Origin of the sequence: Fodinicola feengrottensis (genome assembly GCF_010993775.1) — a bacterium.
Classification (GTDB): Bacteria; Actinomycetota; Actinomycetes; order Mycobacteriales; family HKI-0501; genus Fodinicola; species Fodinicola feengrottensis.
In genome coordinates, this window is sequence record NZ_WOTO01000006.1 from 147,839 (window position 1) to 165,571 (window position 17,733).

Sequence of the window (17,733 nt, forward strand, 5' to 3'; positions counted from 1 at the left end):
GTACTGTAAAGGGTCCTGGCAGGGACAGGACGTCGGCTAACCCTTTTGAATGTCGCTCTTGTACCGCTAGAGATGGAATGTCGCTAAAGAGCGTCCACGTTTTGGGAAAAAGATTACCCCCGGGCGTGTTGCGCGTACGAGCCGCATTTCTCTTTTGTCGATCGCGGTGTCCATGGCGCTCGACAAGTGGCTCAGTCGTACGCCTCGACTGGACCGGTCCCGGACACTTGGCACCGAGCGGATCCACCGGTTGCCGGCGCCGGCGGCCGATGACACGTAGGCTGTCGAGGTGGCGCGAGGACTCAAACGCGGTCTGTTGTCCAGCTTGGCATCGCTGCTTTTGTGCGGCCTGCTTGCCGGAGTGGTGGTGGCTGCCGCCGCCTTCCCGATAGTGGCGGTCACCGGCCTGAGCGCCAAGGCCGGTGCCCAGATGTTCGAGTCGCTGCCGAGCACGCTGCAAACCGTGCAGCTGCCGCAGACCACGAAGATCCTGACGTCCGACGGGAAGTACGTCACCTCGTTGTACGTGCAGGACCGGGTGGCGGTGCCGCTGTCGTCGGTGCCGGTCGCCGTCCAGCACGCCGTGGTGGCCACCGAGGACACCCGGTTCTACGAGCACCACGGCGTCGACCTGAAGGGCATCATCCGCGCGTTCGTTCGTGGCCAACCAGCAGGCCGGCGGTGCGTCGCAGGGCGCGTCCACGCTGACCCAGCAGTATGTCCGGCAGGAGCTGATCCTGGCCGCCAAGACCCCGCAGGAGCGGCAGCAGGCCACCGAGGTCACCATCGGCCGCAAGCTGCGGGAGGCGCGGCTCGCGATCGCGCTGGAAAAGCAGTACAGCAAGGCGCAAATCCTGGAGCGCTATCTGAACATCGTCTACTTTGGACACGGCGCGTACGGCATCGCCCAGGCCGCCCAGCGGTATTTCTCCAAGTCCGTCGACCAACTCACGCTGAGCGAGTCGGCGATGCTGGCCGGCTTCATCAAAAGCCCAACGTATTACCCTGCCCACCCGGTGCCGGCCGAGCAGCGCCGCGACTTCGTGTTGCAGCGAATGAAAGACCTGAACTTCGTCACCGCCCCGCAGTTGGCCGACGCGCTTGCGCATCCGCCGACGATGCACCCGTACACGACCCCCAACTCGTGCTTCGACAACGGTTCCATCACCACCGGGAACAACTGGGGTTTCAGCTGCGACTACCTGCGGATCTGGGCCGAGCAGCAGCCGGCTTTCGGGGCCACCCCGGAGGAACGCTGGAACAACCTGCAGACCGGCGGCTACACGATCAAGCTGGGGCTGGATTCCCAGATGCAGGCCATCGCGCAGGACGTGGTGAACAGCCGCGGCACGTCGATGGACAGCAGGCTCGCGCAGGGCATCGTGCTGATCCAACCCGGCACCGGTCAGATCAAGGCGATGGCCATCAACCGGCTCTTCGGTGTCCCACCGCAGGGATCCGGGCCGGACCGGCAGTCCGAATACACCCAGAACCCGCTGTTGACCGGTGATCCAGCCAATGGCGGGCGGAGCACCGGCTATCCGTCCGGGTCGACCTTCAAGATGTTCACCATGCTCGCCGCGCTGAACCAGGACAAGCCGCTGTCGACCGCTTTCTACGCCCCGCAGACGTACGTGTCGAATGTGCCGGCCACGGGACACAGCAGCTGCGACGGCAAATACTGCGCGCAGAACGCCAGCAAGGGGATGACCGGCCGGCAGAACATGTGGACCGGTTTCGGCTCCTCGGTGAACACGTATTTCGTGCAGCTCGAGCAGCAGGTCGGCGCCGCGAACGTGGCCCAGATGGCGGCCAAGGTGGGCATCTCGTTCTTTCCCGGCGCCAAAACCAAGGCCGCCCCGACCGGGGTGAACAGCCTCGCGCAGATCGTCCGGGAGGGCAACGGGCGGGCCCAGCGGTTGTCGCTCACCCTCGGTCAGGGCAGTGACACCTGGCCGCTTTACATGGCCAACGCGTACGCCACAGTGGCCGCTCACGGCAAATACTGCGAGCCCACGCCGGTGCAGTCGATCACCGGACCCGACGGCAAGGCGCTGGACGTGGGCAACCCGAAGTGCTCGCAGGTGATTCCGGCCGGGGTCGCGGACGCGGCTACCGACGCGGCCCGCTGCCCCATTGGCCAGTCACCGCTGACCGGCTCCTGCAGCAACGGTTTCGGTCCGACCGGCGGCAGCGTCGGCGACCGGCTGGACCCGCGGCCAGCGGCCGGCAAGACCGGCTCGACGCCGGGCAACAAGCAGTTGTGGTTCGCCGGCTTCGTCCCGCAGCTGGCCGGGGCGTCGTTCTCCACCGACCCGGACACCCCCCACGGCGACTACGACCAGGGTGACACCAGAGTCGCCAACGACATCTTCAGCAGCACGATGGCCCGGGTCACCGACGGCATGGACGAGCAGAATTTCGATGCCCCGCCGGACGATCTCGTCTCCGGTGGCATCGACGACGAGTCCGCGAACACCGGTCAGGACCAGAACCCCCGACCGACCCGAACAACCCGAACAACCCGAACAAGCCCAAGCCGCACCGGTCCGCGAACCCGCCGACCGGCCACGGCGCCGGCTTCGAACTGCCCGGCGGCCACCTGCCGCCCATCCAGCCGCCGACCTTCGCCGTCACCGGCTTCAACACCTTTCGCCCGCCGCCGTACGACTGGCCGGGTCACCTGACCAGGAGCCGTCTTAGTGGATCAGATTGTGTAGTACGTAGACCGAATCCACGTCTGCTGAGCTGACGAAACTCCAAGGCGCGGTGGCGAAGCCGTTCGCGCCCCAGCCGGTGCCCCAGCTGTTTTCGAACTTGAAGCCGTTCGCGTCGTAGCCGATGACGACGACGGTGTGGCCGCCGGTGACCGGGTCGGTGCCGTCGCCGCCGGGGGAGTAGACGTCGTCGTCCGCGGTGACGTAGTCGAAGCTCTGCCGAACCCGGAAGGCGACGACCACCGCCTGGCCCTGGACGACCGCCGATTCGATGGCCTGCTGCAGGGTGCCGTCCAGAGGAAGGGTGCTATAGCTGGAAATCCGATAATGGGCGGCGTTCTGCCGCTGCGCCGCGGTGGGCTGGGTGGTGTAGTCGAAATCGCCCTGGGGATAGTCGGCTTTGGTGTCTATTCCCTGGTCCTGCTCCATTCCAGGCTGGTGGTCACCGCGGTGTCCCGGTTGCGGCCCTTCACGATCTGGGCGTAGACATACATTGGTTCCATTGGCGCGCCGGTCAGATGTTGTTCGTTCATCAGCAGCCCGTACGCGGTGTAGCCAGTGGCCCAGGTGGGGCAGGAGTTGACCGGTCCCTGGTCGCCGGCCGGCGGCGCGAACTGGCTCAGGTCGTAGCTGGCCGGCGGGCTCGCCAGTGGCACGACCGGCGTTTTGTTCGTACGCGCCGAAATCGCCCGTTCGGCCGACACGTCCAGGCCGTGGCCATGGCGTACGACCGGACGGATCGCCGCCGCGGCACTCACCGGCAGGGCCAGTACGAGCGCCGCCGCTATCAGTGCTGTCCTCATGGCTCTCCTTTGTCCGCAGCGAAAAGTCAGTGTTCTTCGGGCTTGTGGCGGATCTTGTCGATGAACGGGAACCCGGCCGCCGCCCAGTTCCACACGTTCACCAACACCCAGCCGGCGGTCCGCTTCATATCCCCTCGCTCGGCCGCCTCGGTGACGAACTTCTCCGCAACGCGGTCGAAAGCCATCCCGCCGACGCCGCTCGCGACGCCCGCTATCCCGAGGACGCAACTGGCGGGCTCGTGATGCGTACACGCGTAGGCGGTGTCGGCGGCTCCCAACACAAGACCCGCTACCGCGATGCCGAAGGCGATGGTGCCGAGGACTTCCCAGCCAAGGGAGACCGCGACGGCACCGATCAGGATGGAGCCGACTCCGGTGCCGATCTCGATCACGGTGCGGTTGTTCCAGATCGCGTCCCACGCCTGCTGGAGATCCTGGCCCAGCGACTGCTGCGCACTCAGCCCGGTCGGGTCCACCAGGTCGGTCGGCTGCTCGCCGGTGTACGCGTAGAGATCCGTGTCGCCGCCAGCGAAACCGATCGGGTCGGGGCTCAGGAAGCGCTGGGTGCTCGTCGAGTAGTAGCGTGCGCGGTTGAAATACAGCCCGTTGCCGTCGTTTTTCCCGGCCGGCGAACTGGGTCGGGTTGCCGCCGTCGTCGCCACTTTCGGTGGTCGCCCCAAAAGGCTCGTACGTGTAATGCCCGTTGACCTGGCCGGAGCCGTCCGCCACGCCGATGGTGCTGCCCAGCGCGTCGGTCAGCAGCGACCGGGTGGCGCCGTTGGACGTACGCGCGAAAACCTCGTCGGTCGCGCCGGTCAGCATCGAGGCGGACACCGATCCACCGGTCAGCTCTTCGACGGCGTTGGTGCCGTCGTAAAGATATCCGGTCGTCCCAGCGGCGGTGGTTTTCCCAGTCCTGCGGCCCAATCCGTCGTACGCGTACGACGTCGTCTGGCCGCTGTTCGCGGTGCTCGCCAGCTGTCCGCGCGCATCCCAGGTGTATTGCGTCGAGCCGTCCGAGGTCAGGTTCCCGTTCGGGTCGTACGTGTAGCCGGTGTTGGTCAGCTCGTTGGCCGCGTTGTAGGTGGCCGGTCCGGACGCGGCCGGGATCGTCGTACGAGCGAACTTCCGCCCATGCTCGTCACCCGGCCGGCACCGTCGTACGCATAGGAAAGATCACCCAGCGAGGAACCGGCCAGCGCGTACGAAATGCCGGAGACCTGGTTGGCCGCGTCGTAGCCGTACGTCTGAGTGACACCGTCCGGAAATGTCAGCGAGCTTCGCCGGCCGACGGTGTCATATCCCATCGTGACGCTGGTCGAACCCTGCGTCTGGTTGGTCAGGTCACCGTCGGCGTTGTACGTGTAAGTGACCGGGGCCTGGCCGGCGACCGTCATGCCGGTGCGATGGTTGGCCGCGTCGTATCCGTAGTCGACCTGACCGGTCGGCGTGGTCGTACGAGTCAGTCGGTCGAGGCCGTCGTAAACGTCGGAAATGGTGCCACTGACCGAATCCGTGATCGACGTGACCCGGCTGCCGGCGTCATATCCGTAGCCAATCGTGCCGCCGGAACCGCTGAACCGCGTCGTGGTCAGCCGCCCCAGCGCGTCGTAATCCGACGTGGTCTGCTGGCCGTCCGGCGTCGTCAGGGAGGTACGGTTGCCGGCCGCGTCATATCCGTACGTGGTGACGTGGTTCAGCGGATCTGTCATCGACGTCCGGCGGTTTTCCGCGTCGTACGCATAGGAAGTGGCGTTGCCGCGTGGATCGGTGACGCTCGTGACGTTGTTGTCGCCGTCGTACGCGATCGTCGTCGCCTGCCCCAGCGGGTCCGTGGTCGACACCGTCCGACTGTCCGCGTCGAAGCCGAGGGCGGTGGTCGCGCCGGTCGGGTCGGTGCTGCTCACCACCCGTCCGGCCGCGTCGACGATCTGCCGTTGCACCCGGCCAAGCTGGTCGGTGGTCGTGGCCAGATCGCCAAGCACATAGCCGTACGAGACCGTGTGGCCGAGCGCGTCGGTGGTCTTGATCGGCATGCCGGTGGCATCGCTGTCGATCGTGACGGTTCGCGACATCGCGTCAGTCACCGTGGTGAGCGCGCCGTCGGCTCGGTAGGCGTAGACGGTGTTTCGGCCGAGCCAGCCAGTCGGTCGTTTTGCTGAGCTGGTCATAAGGACCCTGATAGGTGAAGCTCTCCGTTCGCGCCGACGACGTGCCGGCGAGCTGAGTGACGGTGGCGACATTTCCGTACGGGTCATAGCTGACGTCCGTACGACGGCCAAGGGCGTCGGTGGCGCTGGTCGGCAGGTTGGTGACGGGATCGCGCGCGACCGTGATGGTCTGCGCGAGTGGATTGCCGTAAGCGCTGGTGTCGCTGGTGGAATAGCCGCGGGAGTTGAACGTCATCCGGCGGACGTTGCCGCGTTGGTCGGTCAACCTGGTCTCGACGAGTTTGTCCGCCGCGTCGGTCGTGTAGGCGAACTGGAAGGTGCTGCCGTCGCCGAGCGTCTGCGTACTCACCCGGCCGGCCGAGTCGTACGTGTCGGTCAGGTATGTCGTCCCGCGGCCGTCCTTGGCGGTCGCCAGCCGGCCCTGCGGGTCGTACGTGTAGGACGACACATCGCCGGTTGGGCTGGTGACAGTGGCGAGGTGGCCTTTCGTGTCGTACGTGTAGGAAACGGATCGGCCGGTGTTGTCCTGCGCGCGGGTGATGCGGCGGAGCCGGTCGGTGCTGAACTTGATCCACCGGCCGTTGGGTGAGGTGACCTGGCTGAGTGGCCCGTTCGCGAGCGGATCGCCCTGCTCGTCGGAGCCGCCCGGACCGCGGGTGATGGTGATCGTGTTGCCATAGCGGTCCCGGATCGCCTGCAGCGGCGCGTCCTCACCGAAGACCAGCGAGCTGCCATCGCGCAGTCGTACGTCGAAACCGTTTCCGTTCCACACCAACACAGATCCGCTGAACTGGGTCGGCGTGGGCTGTGCCGCGAAGACGGCGTCCTGGTAGTCGGCATTGCCGCCCGGGGTGATCCGCTGGTACGTGATGCGGCCGCCACCGGGCAGCACCAGCTGGCTGGTGGTCGCGCCGTTCGGGGCGTAAAGGAACATGTCATAGAGGCTGCTGTCGCCGACCCCGAAAGACCGGATGCCCACGTCGCTCTGCTGGTAGTTTCTGGTCACCGCCAACGAAAGAACGTCCGGCACGGTCAGGTCGGTCTGGGTGTCGGCCAGCAGCCCCGTGCCCAGGTCCACCGGGTCACCGCCGGCGGTGCCGCCACCGGGCACCGGCGCGGACCCGGGTGGTGGCGCCGTGCCCGTCGAGCAGGTGGCGCAGGACGGCAGTCTTTCCGGAGTCTGCCGGCCTTTGGTGTTCACCGGTGGCACCGGAACCGGCCGCCGCCCGTGCTTGAGCGGCTTGACCTGGCCGCCGACGGGCCGGTGAGCCGTTGGCTTCAGCAGCGTCGGCGGGCCCTTCCGAGACGCTCCCGCGGCCTTCGGGTTTGCCGTAACCATCGCGTTGTTGAGGGTCGAGTTGCCCAGAGTCGCGGTGACTGAGCCGGGGAAACCGAACGGGTCGAGGTTGAGTTGGTACGTGCCGCTGACCGGAAGTGTGCCGATGGCGACGGGATTGTCGTCGTTGTTGCTCCACATCAGATCCGTGCCGTTGGGCTCGACCATCTCCACGTACGGCCGGTATTTCGTCGTCATGTGGGCGAAAGACAGCATCAGGTTCTGGCCCGCGGTGCCCTGGAATGTCAGGTACGCCTGCTGCCCGATCCTCGGCAGACTGACGGTTTTCGCTGTGTTCAGGCTAATACTGCCCGCGTTGATCTGGTCGGACAGGGTGAAGGTGGCCGACCCGTAGTCGCCGTTGGGTGGTGCCATGATCAGCCGGTAGGTGCCCGACTTGGTGGTCGTGGCGGTGACGAAACTGTCGTCCTGGCTGACGGCATTGGTCAGGACCGTGTCATCCGGCGCGATAATCCGCACGTTGGCGATGTCGAGGTCGCTGTCCTGCATGCCGACCGAGATCCGCTCGGACGCGCTGGCCGAGAACGGAATCTCGACCGCTCCGCCGAGCACACCGATGGCCACTGTCGACGCGGCCCCGCCGATGGTCGCGGCCGGCGCGGCGCGGCGCGCGCGCGCGATCCGGATGTTCGCTGATCCCGTTTCACCGTAGGGATAAACGATGACCTGGTAGGTGCCGGTCGAGGGCAACGGGTCGAGGTCCACCTCGGTCCAGGTTCCGACATCTCGGAGCACCGAACCGTCCGGCTTCAGGATTTCCACGCCCACGTCGTCATAGAACGTGAACGAGCCGAAGACCAGGCTCATTTTCTGGCCTGAGGTGCCGGCGAACGTGTAGCGGGTTGTCTGACCGGCGCGGCTGGCGGAGAGCGTCGTTTCGACACCGGTGGCCAGCGTCCCACCGGCCGTCTCCGCGGACAGTGTGACCGCGATCGAGCCGGTACTTTTCCCGTCATGCGGGGTTATCTGCACTTTGTATTGGCCGGTACGCGCCGGCGTGAACCAGAACTCGCTGGTCGAGGTGATCCCGGTCTCGGTAAGTTCCTCGTCGCCGTTGGAGTCGATGATCTGCGCGTCCAGTGTGGTGGTGCTGGGAAAAGTCGAGCTGGTGAAGCCAACGGACAGCGGGTTGCCTTTGGTGGTCGCGAACTTGAGCTGCGCGCTGTCGCCCTTGCTGGCGACCTTGGCCACCACGGTCGGGCCGGTCGTGCTGATGGTGGTCGCCGCGGACCGCGTACTCACCTTGAGGGCGAACTGGCCGGTGGTCGAGTAGGTGCTGACGTCGAAGGTGTAGGTGCCGCCGACCGGCAGCGGTGGCAGGTCCGCGTGGCCGCTGATGTCGTTCTGCCAGAGGACCGTTCCGTCCTGCTCGGTGATGGTCAGATACGGCTGGTACGGCGTGGTGTTGTTGGTGAGGTCGACGCCGATTTCCTGGTTCGCGGTCGCCGCGTACGTCAGCCGGGCGTGCTGCCCTGGCGTCCCCATCGTGACGGTTTTTCGCGCTGCCCAACGAAAGCGCGCCGGCCGCCTGCGGTGTCGACGCGTACATGGTGAAGGTGCCGGTGCTCGCGTCGGTGGACGTGATCTCCGCGGTGTATGCCGGTTTCGGTCGCGTACAGGTCAAAGTGGCCCTCGCCGTCCAGATAGGCGAGTCCGTCGGTGCTGCCGCTGTTGTCCCAGGTCAGTGCCACCCCGTTGGGTTCTCGGAGGCTGAGGGTGCCGGTCTTGTTCGCGGCGAAACCGGTGAAACCGAGGCCGATCGACTGGCCTTTGGTGGCTGGGAAGGACACTTCGGCCTGCTGGCCCGGCCGGCTGAAGGTCACCGCCGTGCCGGCGCCGTTCACCGCGACCGTTTTGAGGATATGGCTGGACAAGGTCAGCGTCGCTGAGCCGACGCTGGCGACAGCCGGCCAGACCAGGACCTGGTAAACACCGGTGGTCGGCAACGGCGGCAGGTCGTACGAGCCGTAGAGACCGTCGCCCCATCTGCCACGGTTGTACTCACCGCGGGCGAAAGTCGCGCCGTAGGGGTCGTAGACGGCCAGGTAGACATTGGCCGGATTGGCCACCCCCGTGAGGCCGAGGCTGAGCCGCTGGCCCCTCGTGCCGCTGAATCGCAGCAACGTGTACTTGTATTGTTGGGTAAGGGAAACCGTCGTCGCGGTGCCGTCGATCGCGAGCACTCCGGACGCGGCGAGGTCCGAGAGATTCTCGATAGTGGGCACCACCACGAAAGTCGCGTCCGAGCTGGCCGTACGCCTACCGCTGGCCACTGTCACCGGACCGGAGCCGGCCGCCTCCGGCACGGTCGCGGTCAGCGAGGTCGCGGTCGCCGCGGTGACCGGCGCGCGGGCGTGGCCGAAGGTCACCGCGGTCGAGGAATCAAAGCCGGTGCCGGAAATAGTCACTGTCGTGCCGGTCGTACCGGACTGCGGCGACACTCCGGTCACCGACAGCGGGCCGGCTGGCGCGGTCACCGTGAAGGACTGGCGGCTGGTCGCCGTACCACCGCCGCTGTCGACGGTGATGGCACCTGAGGCCGCGCCATCGGGAACAGTGACGGTGAGCGCGGTGGGTGTCGCGCTGGCGACGGTTGCCTGCGTTCCAGCGAATGTCACCGTGTCGGAGGTCGCGAGTCCGGTGCCAGTGATCGTCACGGTCGCACCGGTGGGCGCTTTTACCGGGACCACGCTCAAAATCGACAACGCGCTCGCATCGGACCGGCGGATCGCGGTGACGTTGCCGCTCGCGTCATAGTCGTACGCACCGGCGCCCTGCGAGTCCTGGCTGACCCCGGCCAGTCGGCCGGCGGCGTCATACGCGTAACTGACCGGGCTCGCGGCCTGATCGGCCGGGACCTTGCGCGGCACCGCGGCGGCCGCGCCGCTGGTCGCCAGCTGTCCCGCGACCAACGCCACTGCCACGGTGATGACCCAACTGACCGGAGGTCGTCGCATGGGTGCTCCTTCGCTCACGGGTTTCAGCTGCAGGTTTCGCGTACGAACGTGAGTTTTGCCTCGTCCACATAGCCGTGGACCCGAGTCCGCCGGACGGTGCCGAGATAGCGATGCGGATAGCGGTCGTGGGCGAGGTGGGCGAGGCTGGTGACGTCGAAGGTGTCGCCGGCCACGACGGCGCCGATCGTCGCGCCGGTGCCGCTCAGAACCGCGCCGGCGGCGTCGATCCGGTATTCGCGTACGGGCGAGCAGGCCGCCGAGGAGCGGACGAACACGGCCGCGGTGACCCCAACCGCGACCAGCACCAGGATGCCCGCGATCACCAGCGCCCACCGGCGTCGGTGGGGAACGTTTGGTTCTTCGGCGGGCGTACGCGTCGGTTCCTCCATCGAGGCGCGCGCGGCGACCCAGCGGCGTTTCCACTCGACCGAGTCGCCGCCGCCGCAGACGGCGGCCACCGCGAGGGTCGTCTCCAGGCTCGGCAGCCGGCGGCCGGTCAGCCCGTCGTGCAGGGTGCTGCGTGGCACGCCGGTCTTGCGGGCGAGTTCGACATAGCTCGGCGAGCCGGCGGCGCGCCGCAACTCCCGTAGGTCCGCGGCCAGCTGAGCGCAGATGGCGTCCGCCCCATCGGCCTGTTTGTCGTCAGTTGACTTCATCGGTCCGCCTCTTGCTCGCGAATCCCATATCCGGTTATGTCCGGCCCCCACCGAGTCCGTCCGGGACTCTAGCCGGACAACCGCCGGCTGGGAGAACTTTCCGACATCCACCGGAAGAACAGCGTTTCAGAACCCGACACACAGTCACAGAGAGGGAGGAATGATGGCTCGTACCCGTCGCAACCTGGTGTTTGTCCTGGCCACCGCGGCCGCGGCCGGGTTGGTCGTCCAAGCGCCGGCCACCGCCGGTCACGTCCACGTGATCCAGACCGCCAACTCGCCGAGCACCGGTCAGCCGGTGCTCGGCGGCGGCAGCTGGATCGTCAACAAGCCCAGTGGCTACTACGTTGGCCGGGCGATGGCCGGCTCGGTCTTCGACGACGAGGTCACGTCATCGGGCAACTGGCATTTCGGCCGCGCGTCCACGACCGTCGACATGTGCGGCTGGGTGATGCCCGGGTCGCTCGGCGGCAGCCTCGGGGACACCGCGGACACCTGCTCGACGACCACCCAGAACGCCATCTCGCATCGCCGTACGGTCGGCAAGGACTACAACCAGCCGGCGCACGCCACCGGCGACGGCACCGCGGCAGCGGCCAACACCGGTTGCGTGGTCCAGTTCACTACTACTTCGTCGGCACCGACTACAGCTCGAACGGCGGCCACTGGGCGAACCCGGCCGGCAACGCCGCGAGCACTGTCTTCTACCGGTTCACCACCAACGACGGCGCCGCGGTGGTCGTCCGCGACCCGAACCTGGGCTGGGGATTCCTGCCGATCGGCTGCGTCCAGCGCCGCCGACCGCCCTCTACAACGACAACGACTGAGGAGGAGCCATGCGCTTTTTTCGAGTAGCCGTAATGTTTTTCGCCACCGCCGGCCTGCTACTGACCGGCAGTGTCGCGGCGAACGCCGACCAACACGGTTTTGACGCGGTCATCTGCCACGCGGACACCGCTTACATCTACCAGTACGAGGACACCGGCTCGGCCCGGCTCGACGCGCTGCCACGGGGCGCGCATTTCCAGGTGTACCACCAAGACGGCGGTTGGGACTTCGGAGTTCGCAACTACAACGGCGTTTCCGGGTACGTACTGTCCGACAAGCTTTGCAGTGCGGCGAAACAGGCGATCGTGGCGGCCCCAGCGGTCTCGGGTGACCGGCGCTGCGTCGACGTACCCAACGGCTACATCCGCAACTATCCGGCGGGGCAGGCATGGACGCAGCTGGACCTCGGCCAGACCTTCAGCGTGTACGAGTACCGAGACAGCGGTTGGGCGCGCGGCTACGCCTGGGGCCACGTGATGACCGACCAGAGCCCGTTCCCGGCCCCGTACAACGACGTCTGGATTCAGACCTCGAACCTCGGCAAACACGTGAACGACGGCTCCACCTGCAGTTAGCGCGTCGGTGGGGCAACCGCCCGCAGGAGTACGGCGGAGCGGGCCGGCAGAAGGACCGCGTCGGTGACTTCGGGGTCGTGGGGTGGTGGTGAGCAGCAGCTCGTACGAATTTCCGTACGGACCGGTGGGAAGATGGGCCAACACGTCCTCGTCGCCGCCGTGCAGCCAGAACAGATAGCCGGTCGTGGTGTCGTCGGTGTCGTCCCGTACGTACATGCCGACGGTCCGGTTTTCCGGTCGGTGCCAGTCATCGGAGGTCATCCGCTGGCCGTCCGGACGGAACCAGCAGGCGTCCGGAAGGTCGCCCTCGCCAGTGTAGAACGCGGTCGGCCGGAAGGCCGCGATGCTCCGGCGAACGCCGATCACGGCTCGTACGAAGGTGAGCAGGTCGTCGTCGGCGTTCGCCCAGTCGATCCAGCTGATCTCGTTGTCCTGGCAATAGGCGTTGTTGTTTCCTTGCTGAGTACGCCCAAGTTCGTCGCCGTGCGACAACATCGGGACGCCGACGGACAAGATCGTGGTCGCCAGTAGATTTCGTACGCTCCGGCGCCGAACTGCGAGGATCGACGGATCATCAGTGGACCTTCGACGCCGAAGTTCGCCGACCGATTGTCGTTGCTGCCGTCGTTGTTGTTCTCGCCGTTGGCCTCGTTGTGCTTGGCCGAATAGGAAACCAGATCGGCGAGGGCGAAGCCGTCGTGCGCGGTGACGAAGTTGACCGAGGTGTAAGGCGTGCGGTGGCGGTAAAGATCGGTGGAGCCGCAGAGTCGGGTGCCGAGTTCACCGACACCGCTGTTTCCCAGCCAGAACTCCCGGAAAACTGTTGCGATAGCGGTCGTTCCACTCCGCCCAGCCGGCCGAGAAACCGGTCACCCGATAGCCGTCCGGGCCCAGGTCCCACGGCTCGGCGATGAGTTTTGTCTTGCTGAGCACCGGATCGCTGCCGATCGCGCGCAACAATGGTGACTCCGGATCGAAAGCGTCGCCGTCGACCCGGCCGAGCACGGTGGCCAGGTCGAAACGGAAACCGTCGACGCCCATCACGGTGACCCAGTGTCGCAGCGAGTCCAGCACCAGATCCTGCACGACGTGCTGGCGTACGTCCAAAGTGTTGCCGCAACCGGTGACATCCCAGTATTGCCGGCGATCGTGGGAATTGAGCCGGTAATAGGCGGGATTGTCGAGCCCGCGCCAACTCAGCGTCGGACCGTCCGGGGTGCCTTCGGCGGTGTGGTTGTAGACCACGTCGAGAATGACCTCAAGGCCAGCGTTGTGCAGTGCGCCAACCATCTGGCGAAACTCGGTGACCGGGTCGTCGGTGGCCGCGAATCGGGGATCTGGCGCGAAAAAAAAAACCAACAGTGTTGTAACCCCAGTAGTTCGTCAGCCCGCGACTGGCCACCGACGGCTCGGTCATCCGGGCGTGCACTGGGAGCAGCTCCACAGTGGACACTCCGAGCCGGGTGAGGTGCGCGATCGCGGCGGGGTGGGCAAGACCCGCGTACGTGCCGCGCAGTCGCTTGGGCACATCCGGGTGTCGGCGAGTGAAACCGCCGACGTGCATCTCGTAGATGATCGTGTCCGACCAGCTCACCCGGGCGTGCCCTGGGTCGGCCAGCGGGGCTGGTTCGGGCACCAGCAACGAAATCAGCGGGTCGACGGCGATCGCCCGGGCGTACGGATCGATCAGCAGGTGACCCGGGTCGCAGAACAGGCCACGGCTCGGGTCGTACGGACCGGTGACGCGAAAGCCGTAACGAGTGCCAGGACGTACGCCGGAGACCTCGGCGTGCCAGCGATCTCCGGAGCGCTGCAACGGCAGTCGCTGCTCGCCGGTGTGCCGGTCGAAGACACACAGGTCAACCGCGTCTGCCGCCGAACTGTGCACCGAGACGGTCGCACGGCGTTTGCGCCGGCCAGGCTGTAGGCGCGCGCCCAGAATGCCCGGATCGCCGGGCCCGGTGATCCGGACCGCCATCCGCTAGAACCCGGCCCGGCGGCTGCTCGACTGCTCCCGGACAAGATCCACACCCCGCACTCTAATGCCTACCCCCGACACTCCCAGCGACTTCGCCCAAGAGATAACTCTGGGTCGCCGGCACTTCCCGCTGCGCAGCCGCGGAACCGCCGAGCGCGGACGCGCCCAGCGGTTCTGCGTTAGCTCGGGAACGGTCTGTTTCCGCTGTCGTTCAGCGGGTGCCGACGTATCCGTGGTCGAGGATGGACGTGCCTGAACAGTAGGCTTCCGACCAGGTGTTCAGACCAACCCAGTCGCCGACTTGCACGCTGCCGTCTGAGCAGTAAGCAACGGCCGCGTACTGCGTATAACCCGGCGGCAGCGAGCTGCATTTGACCGCATACGCGGTGCCATGCGCGTCGTTGTAGTCCGAGCAAGCCAGATCAGCGGGCCGTACCACAGAGGATGTCGATGCCTGAGCTGGCGACGCCATCGCCGTCGCCAGCGCGACCGCGCTTCCCGCGAGGAGGCAGGCGGCAAGGATTTTGCGCATAGGTAGCTACCTTTCCAAGGTCGGACCTACGCCCGAACTTTTCGGGCACGCCGGGTCATCTTTCGTGGTCCATAGCGGGGCGCACCAGATGCAATTGCCATAAATAGTGCATGACAATCATCATTTGGTTCGACGGTAAGGAGCTCGCCCGACTGAAACGGTGCGCGGGGGGGGGTAGTTACGTGACGTCGCGGCGGGCGAACAGAGCGGCAGAAACGATGAGCAGGGCCAGCGCGATGGCGCCGAGGTAGATGCCGCCCTGCCAGACCGTGAGCGGGGACGTCGAGCCGGCGATCGAGGTGCCGTTGTTCAGCCAGGCGGTCACGTTGTTGGAGACCAGCCACCGCTCGGCATGCGGGTCGACCAGCCGTACGCCGATCTCGCCGACCACGGCGTAGCCGAGGCCGACACCGAGGGCGGCCGACGACAGCCGGGTCGCGTACGCGATGGCGAAGCCGACCGCGCCGCCGACCAGCGCCAACGCGATGCCGCGCCCGGTGCTCATCAGCAGCTCATGCTGCAGGACCGCGGGCATCGGCCCGATCTGCCCGAACCGGCGGGCGGCCAGGTAGTTGATGGCCAGCGCCAGCCCGAAGACCAGCAGCCCGATCGCGATGCTGCCCAGCCAGAGCCCGAGCAGTTTGCTGCCGAAAACCCGCAGCCGGCGTGGTTCCCAGGTGAGCAGCGAGGCCATCGAGCCCTGTGTCCACTCGGCGCCGATGAAGCTCGCGCCGATCACCAACGCGACCATCGCGAACAGCGCGGCGCAGATCCGGATCAGGATCGGTGCGGAGGCGCTGAAGAAGTAGTGGCCGCGGGCGTTGTACGCGTTGGCGCCCACCAACAGCCCTACCAGCACCAACACCACCACGACCGACGCCCACGTGAGCCGGCGGGCGAACAGCCGGCGAATCTCTACCCGTACGAGTCGCATCTACGCCTCACCCCGGAACGGCGGCGGTGCGCCGATCGTCTGGTCCAACAGATCGTTCGCCTCATCGCGCAAATCCATCCCGGGGACATCCCCGGCCATCACCGGCTGGGGTTCGTCCGGCGCCGCGTGCCGGCCAGGCAGCGCCGGAGTGGGGGCATGCTGGGGGGCATAGCTGGGCAGACCCTCGTTGCCCCTGGCCAGCTCGCCCTCGGCCTCGGTGGCACCCGGCGCGGTGCCGGTGAGCTCCAAAAAAACACGTCCTCTAAATCCGGCTCCAGTGGGGTCAGCTCGGACACGTACAACCGGCGCCTCGCCAGCAGTTGGGTGATCCGCGCCGGATCGTCGACATCGGTGACGATCAGGTGGTCCGGCCGAGTGGTGACCGTCATCCCGGCGTCCCGGAGCAGCCCCGCCGCGGTCTGCGGCTCATCGACCCGTACCAGCACCTCGCCGCGCGCCGCGGTCGCCAGCACGTCACTGACCGGCCCGGTGACCACGTGCCGGCCGTGCGCGACGATGGAGACGCTGTCGCAGACCTGCTGGACCTCCAGCAGCTGCTGGTGGGAGGACAGCAGCACGGTCACGCCGCCGTCGCCCAGCGCCCGCATCAGATCCCGGATCTCCCGGATCCCGGCCGGGTCCAGCCCGTTGTTCGGCTCGTCCAGGATCAGCAGCAACGGCTCCTTCAGCAGCGTCGCGCCGATCGCGAGGCGCTGGCGCATGCCGAGCGAGAAGCCCTTCACCTTGTCGCCGGCCCGATCCCGCAGACCGACCAGCTCCAGCACCTCGTCCACCCGGGTGCTGCGCACCTTGGCGAGGGTGGCCAGCATCCGCAGGTTCCGCCGGGCCGAGAAGTTGCCGAAGAACTGCGCGCCCTCCACGACCGTGCCGATGTTCTGGATCACCGATCGCAGGTCGCGGGGCACCTCGTGGCCGAAGATGTTCATCTCACCGGCGTCCGGCCGGATCAGCCCGAGCAGGGACCGGATCGTCGTCGTCTTGCCGGCACCGTTGGGCCCGAGGAACCCGTGTACGGTCCCGGCCTCCACCAACATGTTCATGTCGTGCAGCGCCACCCGGCGGCCGCCGCGCAACCCGCGGAACTCCTTGTGCAGCCCGCGCTGACCTCGATCGCGGGCACCCCCGGAAGCCACTCCGGGCAGCCCGGCCATCAAAGACCCCGAAGCCATGACGCTTCCCCCTCCTGCACCCACGACAGAACCACCCCCTGTCGCGGAGACACCACACCCGGTGTCGGGACCACCATAGTCGGCCTGGGAGAAAACCGTCCAAGTGGTGTTAAAGAGGTTGTCCTCTGGGGCGCAAGTCGCGTCTGGGTCCCGGACCCCAGGGCGGTCCGGCAACACTGATGTTGTTGGATGGTGACGTGCCTGAACACGACCCCAGTCCGGACGCTGTGATCGCGCTAGACCGGGTGACCATCCGGCGCGGCGACAGCGTCCTGCTCGACGCGCTGAGCTGGCAGGTCGAGCTGGACGAGCGCTGGGTCGTGCTCGGCCCCAACGGCGCTGGCAAAACCACCTTGCTGCAGGTCGCGGCCGCGCAGATGCACCCGAGCAGCGGCCGCGCGTACGTGCTGGGCGAGCGCCTGGGCGCGGTGGACGTGTTCGAGTTGCGGCGCGCGGATCGGGCTCACCACCTCGCAGGTTTCCGGCCGGGTGCCGGCCTCCGAGCGGGTGCTCGACGTGGTGCTGACTGCCGCGTGGGGCGTCGTCGGGCGGTTCACCGAGACGTACGACGAGATGGACGTGACCCGGGCTCGCGAGCTGCTGGAGGCATTCGGCGTCGGTCAGCTTGCCCACCGGACGTACGGGACGCTGTCCGAGGGCGAGCGCAAGCGCGTCCAGATCGCCCGCTCGCTGATGACCGACCCGGAGATGCTGCTGCTGGACGAACCGGCCGCCGGGCTGGACCTGGGTGGCCGGGAGGATCTTGTACGCCGCCTCTCGCAGCTCGCCGCCGACCCGGACGCACCTGCGTTGGTGCTGGTCACCCACCATGTCGAGGAAATCCCGCCGGGCTTCACGCACGCCCTGCTGCTGGCTGACGGGCAGGCGGTCGCGGCGGGGCTGACGCCGGACGTGATCACCGCGGACAACCTGTCCAAGACGTTCGGGAATGCCGCTGACGCTGGATCGCCAGGTGACCCCGGCCGGCGACCGCTACACCGCGCGGGCCGCTAGTTAACTGACGTTTGGGAGGCT

Annotated in this window: 18 protein-coding genes and 2 pseudogenes; 8 read left to right on the top strand and 12 right to left on the bottom strand. The window is 67.1% G+C overall.

What is annotated here, in order from left to right:
* Positions 1-430 precede the first annotated feature (430 nt).
* Together GNX96_RS62850 and GNX96_RS07560 are read left to right on the top strand one after the other, a co-directional pair.
* Positions 431-583 (top strand): annotated as a pseudogene (locus GNX96_RS62850) (hypothetical protein); the annotation flags it as partial.
* A gap of 76 nt (positions 584-659) precedes the next feature.
* The gene (locus GNX96_RS07560; protein ID WP_163567512.1) at positions 660-2,687 is read left to right on the top strand and encodes a transglycosylase domain-containing protein; all 2,028 of its coding nucleotides are present in this window, start codon (positions 660-662) and stop codon (positions 2,685-2,687) included.
* 12 nt (positions 2,688-2,699) lie between these two features.
* Here GNX96_RS07560 and GNX96_RS07565 read toward each other — a convergent pair whose 3' ends face one another.
* Genes GNX96_RS07565 through GNX96_RS07575 form a run of 3 tightly spaced genes read right to left on the bottom strand, consistent with a single transcriptional unit; the run spans position 2,700 to position 4,182 of the window.
* Positions 2,700-3,146, bottom strand: coding sequence for a C1 family peptidase (locus GNX96_RS07565; RefSeq protein ID WP_163567513.1), 447 nt, complete (start codon positions 3,144-3,146; stop codon positions 2,700-2,702).
* Positions 3,125-3,520, bottom strand: coding sequence for a hypothetical protein (locus tag GNX96_RS07570; RefSeq protein ID WP_163567514.1), 396 nt, complete (start codon positions 3,518-3,520; stop codon positions 3,125-3,127). Before GNX96_RS07570 ends, GNX96_RS07565 begins: the two co-directional genes overlap by 22 nt.
* Before the next feature lie 26 nt (positions 3,521-3,546).
* Positions 3,547-4,182, bottom strand: a complete 636-nt coding sequence (locus GNX96_RS07575) for an RHS repeat-associated core domain-containing protein (protein WP_163567515.1) — start codon at positions 4,180-4,182, stop codon at positions 3,547-3,549.
* A gap of 41 nt (positions 4,183-4,223) precedes the next feature.
* On the opposite strand from GNX96_RS07575, the gene GNX96_RS07580 reads away from it, so the two are divergent.
* Both GNX96_RS07580 and GNX96_RS67080 read left to right on the top strand, forming a co-directional pair.
* Positions 4,224-4,397: a hypothetical protein gene (locus GNX96_RS07580; protein WP_163567516.1), complete on the top strand. Its 174-nt coding sequence runs from the start codon at positions 4,224-4,226 to the stop codon at positions 4,395-4,397.
* A gap of 24 nt (positions 4,398-4,421) precedes the next feature.
* Positions 4,422-4,571 carry a hypothetical protein gene (locus tag GNX96_RS67080; protein WP_279579703.1) on the top strand — a complete coding sequence of 50 codons (150 nt, stop codon included), beginning with the start codon at positions 4,422-4,424 and terminating at the stop codon, positions 4,569-4,571.
* A gap of 10 nt (positions 4,572-4,581) precedes the next feature.
* Here the strand turns inward: GNX96_RS67080 and GNX96_RS07590 are convergent, their stop codons facing one another.
* Genes GNX96_RS07590 through GNX96_RS07605 form a run of 4 tightly spaced genes read right to left on the bottom strand, consistent with a single transcriptional unit; the run spans position 4,582 to position 10,661 of the window.
* A complete protein-coding gene (locus tag GNX96_RS07590; protein WP_279579704.1) occupies positions 4,582-5,607 on the bottom strand; it encodes a hypothetical protein in 1,026 nt (341 codons plus the stop codon).
* Entirely contained in the window at positions 5,600-8,533 is a 2,934-nt protein-coding gene (locus GNX96_RS07595) for a DUF6531 domain-containing protein (RefSeq protein ID WP_163567518.1), read from the bottom strand. The genes GNX96_RS07590 and GNX96_RS07595 overlap by 8 nt, the downstream gene beginning before the upstream one ends.
* Complete coding sequence (locus GNX96_RS07600; RefSeq protein ID WP_163567519.1) at positions 8,503-10,005, bottom strand: IPT/TIG domain-containing protein; 1,503 nt, start codon at positions 10,003-10,005, stop codon at positions 8,503-8,505. Before GNX96_RS07600 ends, GNX96_RS07595 begins: the two co-directional genes overlap by 31 nt.
* Positions 10,006-10,028: 23 nt before the next feature.
* Complete coding sequence (locus tag GNX96_RS07605) at positions 10,029-10,661, bottom strand: helix-turn-helix domain-containing protein (RefSeq protein WP_163567520.1); 633 nt, start codon at positions 10,659-10,661, stop codon at positions 10,029-10,031.
* 163 nt (positions 10,662-10,824) lie between these two features.
* Here GNX96_RS07605 and GNX96_RS49865 point away from each other — a divergent pair, with 163 nt between their 5' ends.
* The 3 genes from GNX96_RS49865 to GNX96_RS07625 all read left to right on the top strand — a co-directional run bounded on the left by GNX96_RS49865 (position 10,825) and on the right by GNX96_RS07625 (position 12,595).
* The gene (locus tag GNX96_RS49865) at positions 10,825-11,592 is read left to right on the top strand and encodes a hypothetical protein (protein ID WP_279579705.1); all 768 of its coding nucleotides are present in this window, start codon (positions 10,825-10,827) and stop codon (positions 11,590-11,592) included.
* Positions 11,522-12,064 carry an SH3 domain-containing protein gene (locus tag GNX96_RS07620; RefSeq protein ID WP_163567523.1) on the top strand — a complete coding sequence of 181 codons (543 nt, stop codon included), beginning with the start codon at positions 11,522-11,524 and terminating at the stop codon, positions 12,062-12,064. The genes GNX96_RS49865 and GNX96_RS07620 overlap by 71 nt, the downstream gene beginning before the upstream one ends.
* A gap of 63 nt (positions 12,065-12,127) precedes the next feature.
* A complete protein-coding gene (locus tag GNX96_RS07625) occupies positions 12,128-12,595 on the top strand; it encodes a hypothetical protein (protein ID WP_163567524.1) in 468 nt (155 codons plus the stop codon).
* Positions 12,596-12,844: 249 nt separating this feature from the next.
* On the opposite strand, the gene GNX96_RS07630 is transcribed toward GNX96_RS07625, so the two are convergent.
* From GNX96_RS07630 to GNX96_RS07650, 5 genes are all read right to left on the bottom strand, one after another.
* A complete protein-coding gene (locus GNX96_RS07630) occupies positions 12,845-13,354 on the bottom strand; it encodes a hypothetical protein (protein ID WP_163567525.1) in 510 nt (169 codons plus the stop codon).
* Complete coding sequence (locus GNX96_RS07635; protein WP_163567526.1) at positions 13,323-14,042, bottom strand: hypothetical protein; 720 nt, start codon at positions 14,040-14,042, stop codon at positions 13,323-13,325. The genes GNX96_RS07630 and GNX96_RS07635 overlap by 32 nt, the downstream gene beginning before the upstream one ends.
* 211 nt (positions 14,043-14,253) lie before the next feature.
* On the bottom strand, positions 14,254-14,574 hold the full coding sequence (locus tag GNX96_RS07640) for a hypothetical protein (protein ID WP_163567527.1): 321 nt from the start codon (positions 14,572-14,574) through the stop codon (positions 14,254-14,256).
* 178 nt (positions 14,575-14,752) lie between these two features.
* Complete coding sequence (locus tag GNX96_RS07645; protein WP_163567528.1) at positions 14,753-15,508, bottom strand: ABC transporter permease; 756 nt, start codon at positions 15,506-15,508, stop codon at positions 14,753-14,755.
* 98 nt (positions 15,509-15,606) lie between these two features.
* A complete protein-coding gene (locus GNX96_RS07650) occupies positions 15,607-16,698 on the bottom strand; it encodes an ABC transporter ATP-binding protein (RefSeq protein ID WP_279579706.1) in 1,092 nt (363 codons plus the stop codon).
* A 179-nt stretch (positions 16,699-16,877) separates the two neighbouring features.
* On the opposite strand from GNX96_RS07650, the pseudogene GNX96_RS07655 reads away from it, so the two are divergent.
* Positions 16,878-17,712 (top strand): annotated as a pseudogene (locus GNX96_RS07655) (ABC transporter ATP-binding protein).
* Positions 17,713-17,733: the final 21 nt, after the last annotated feature.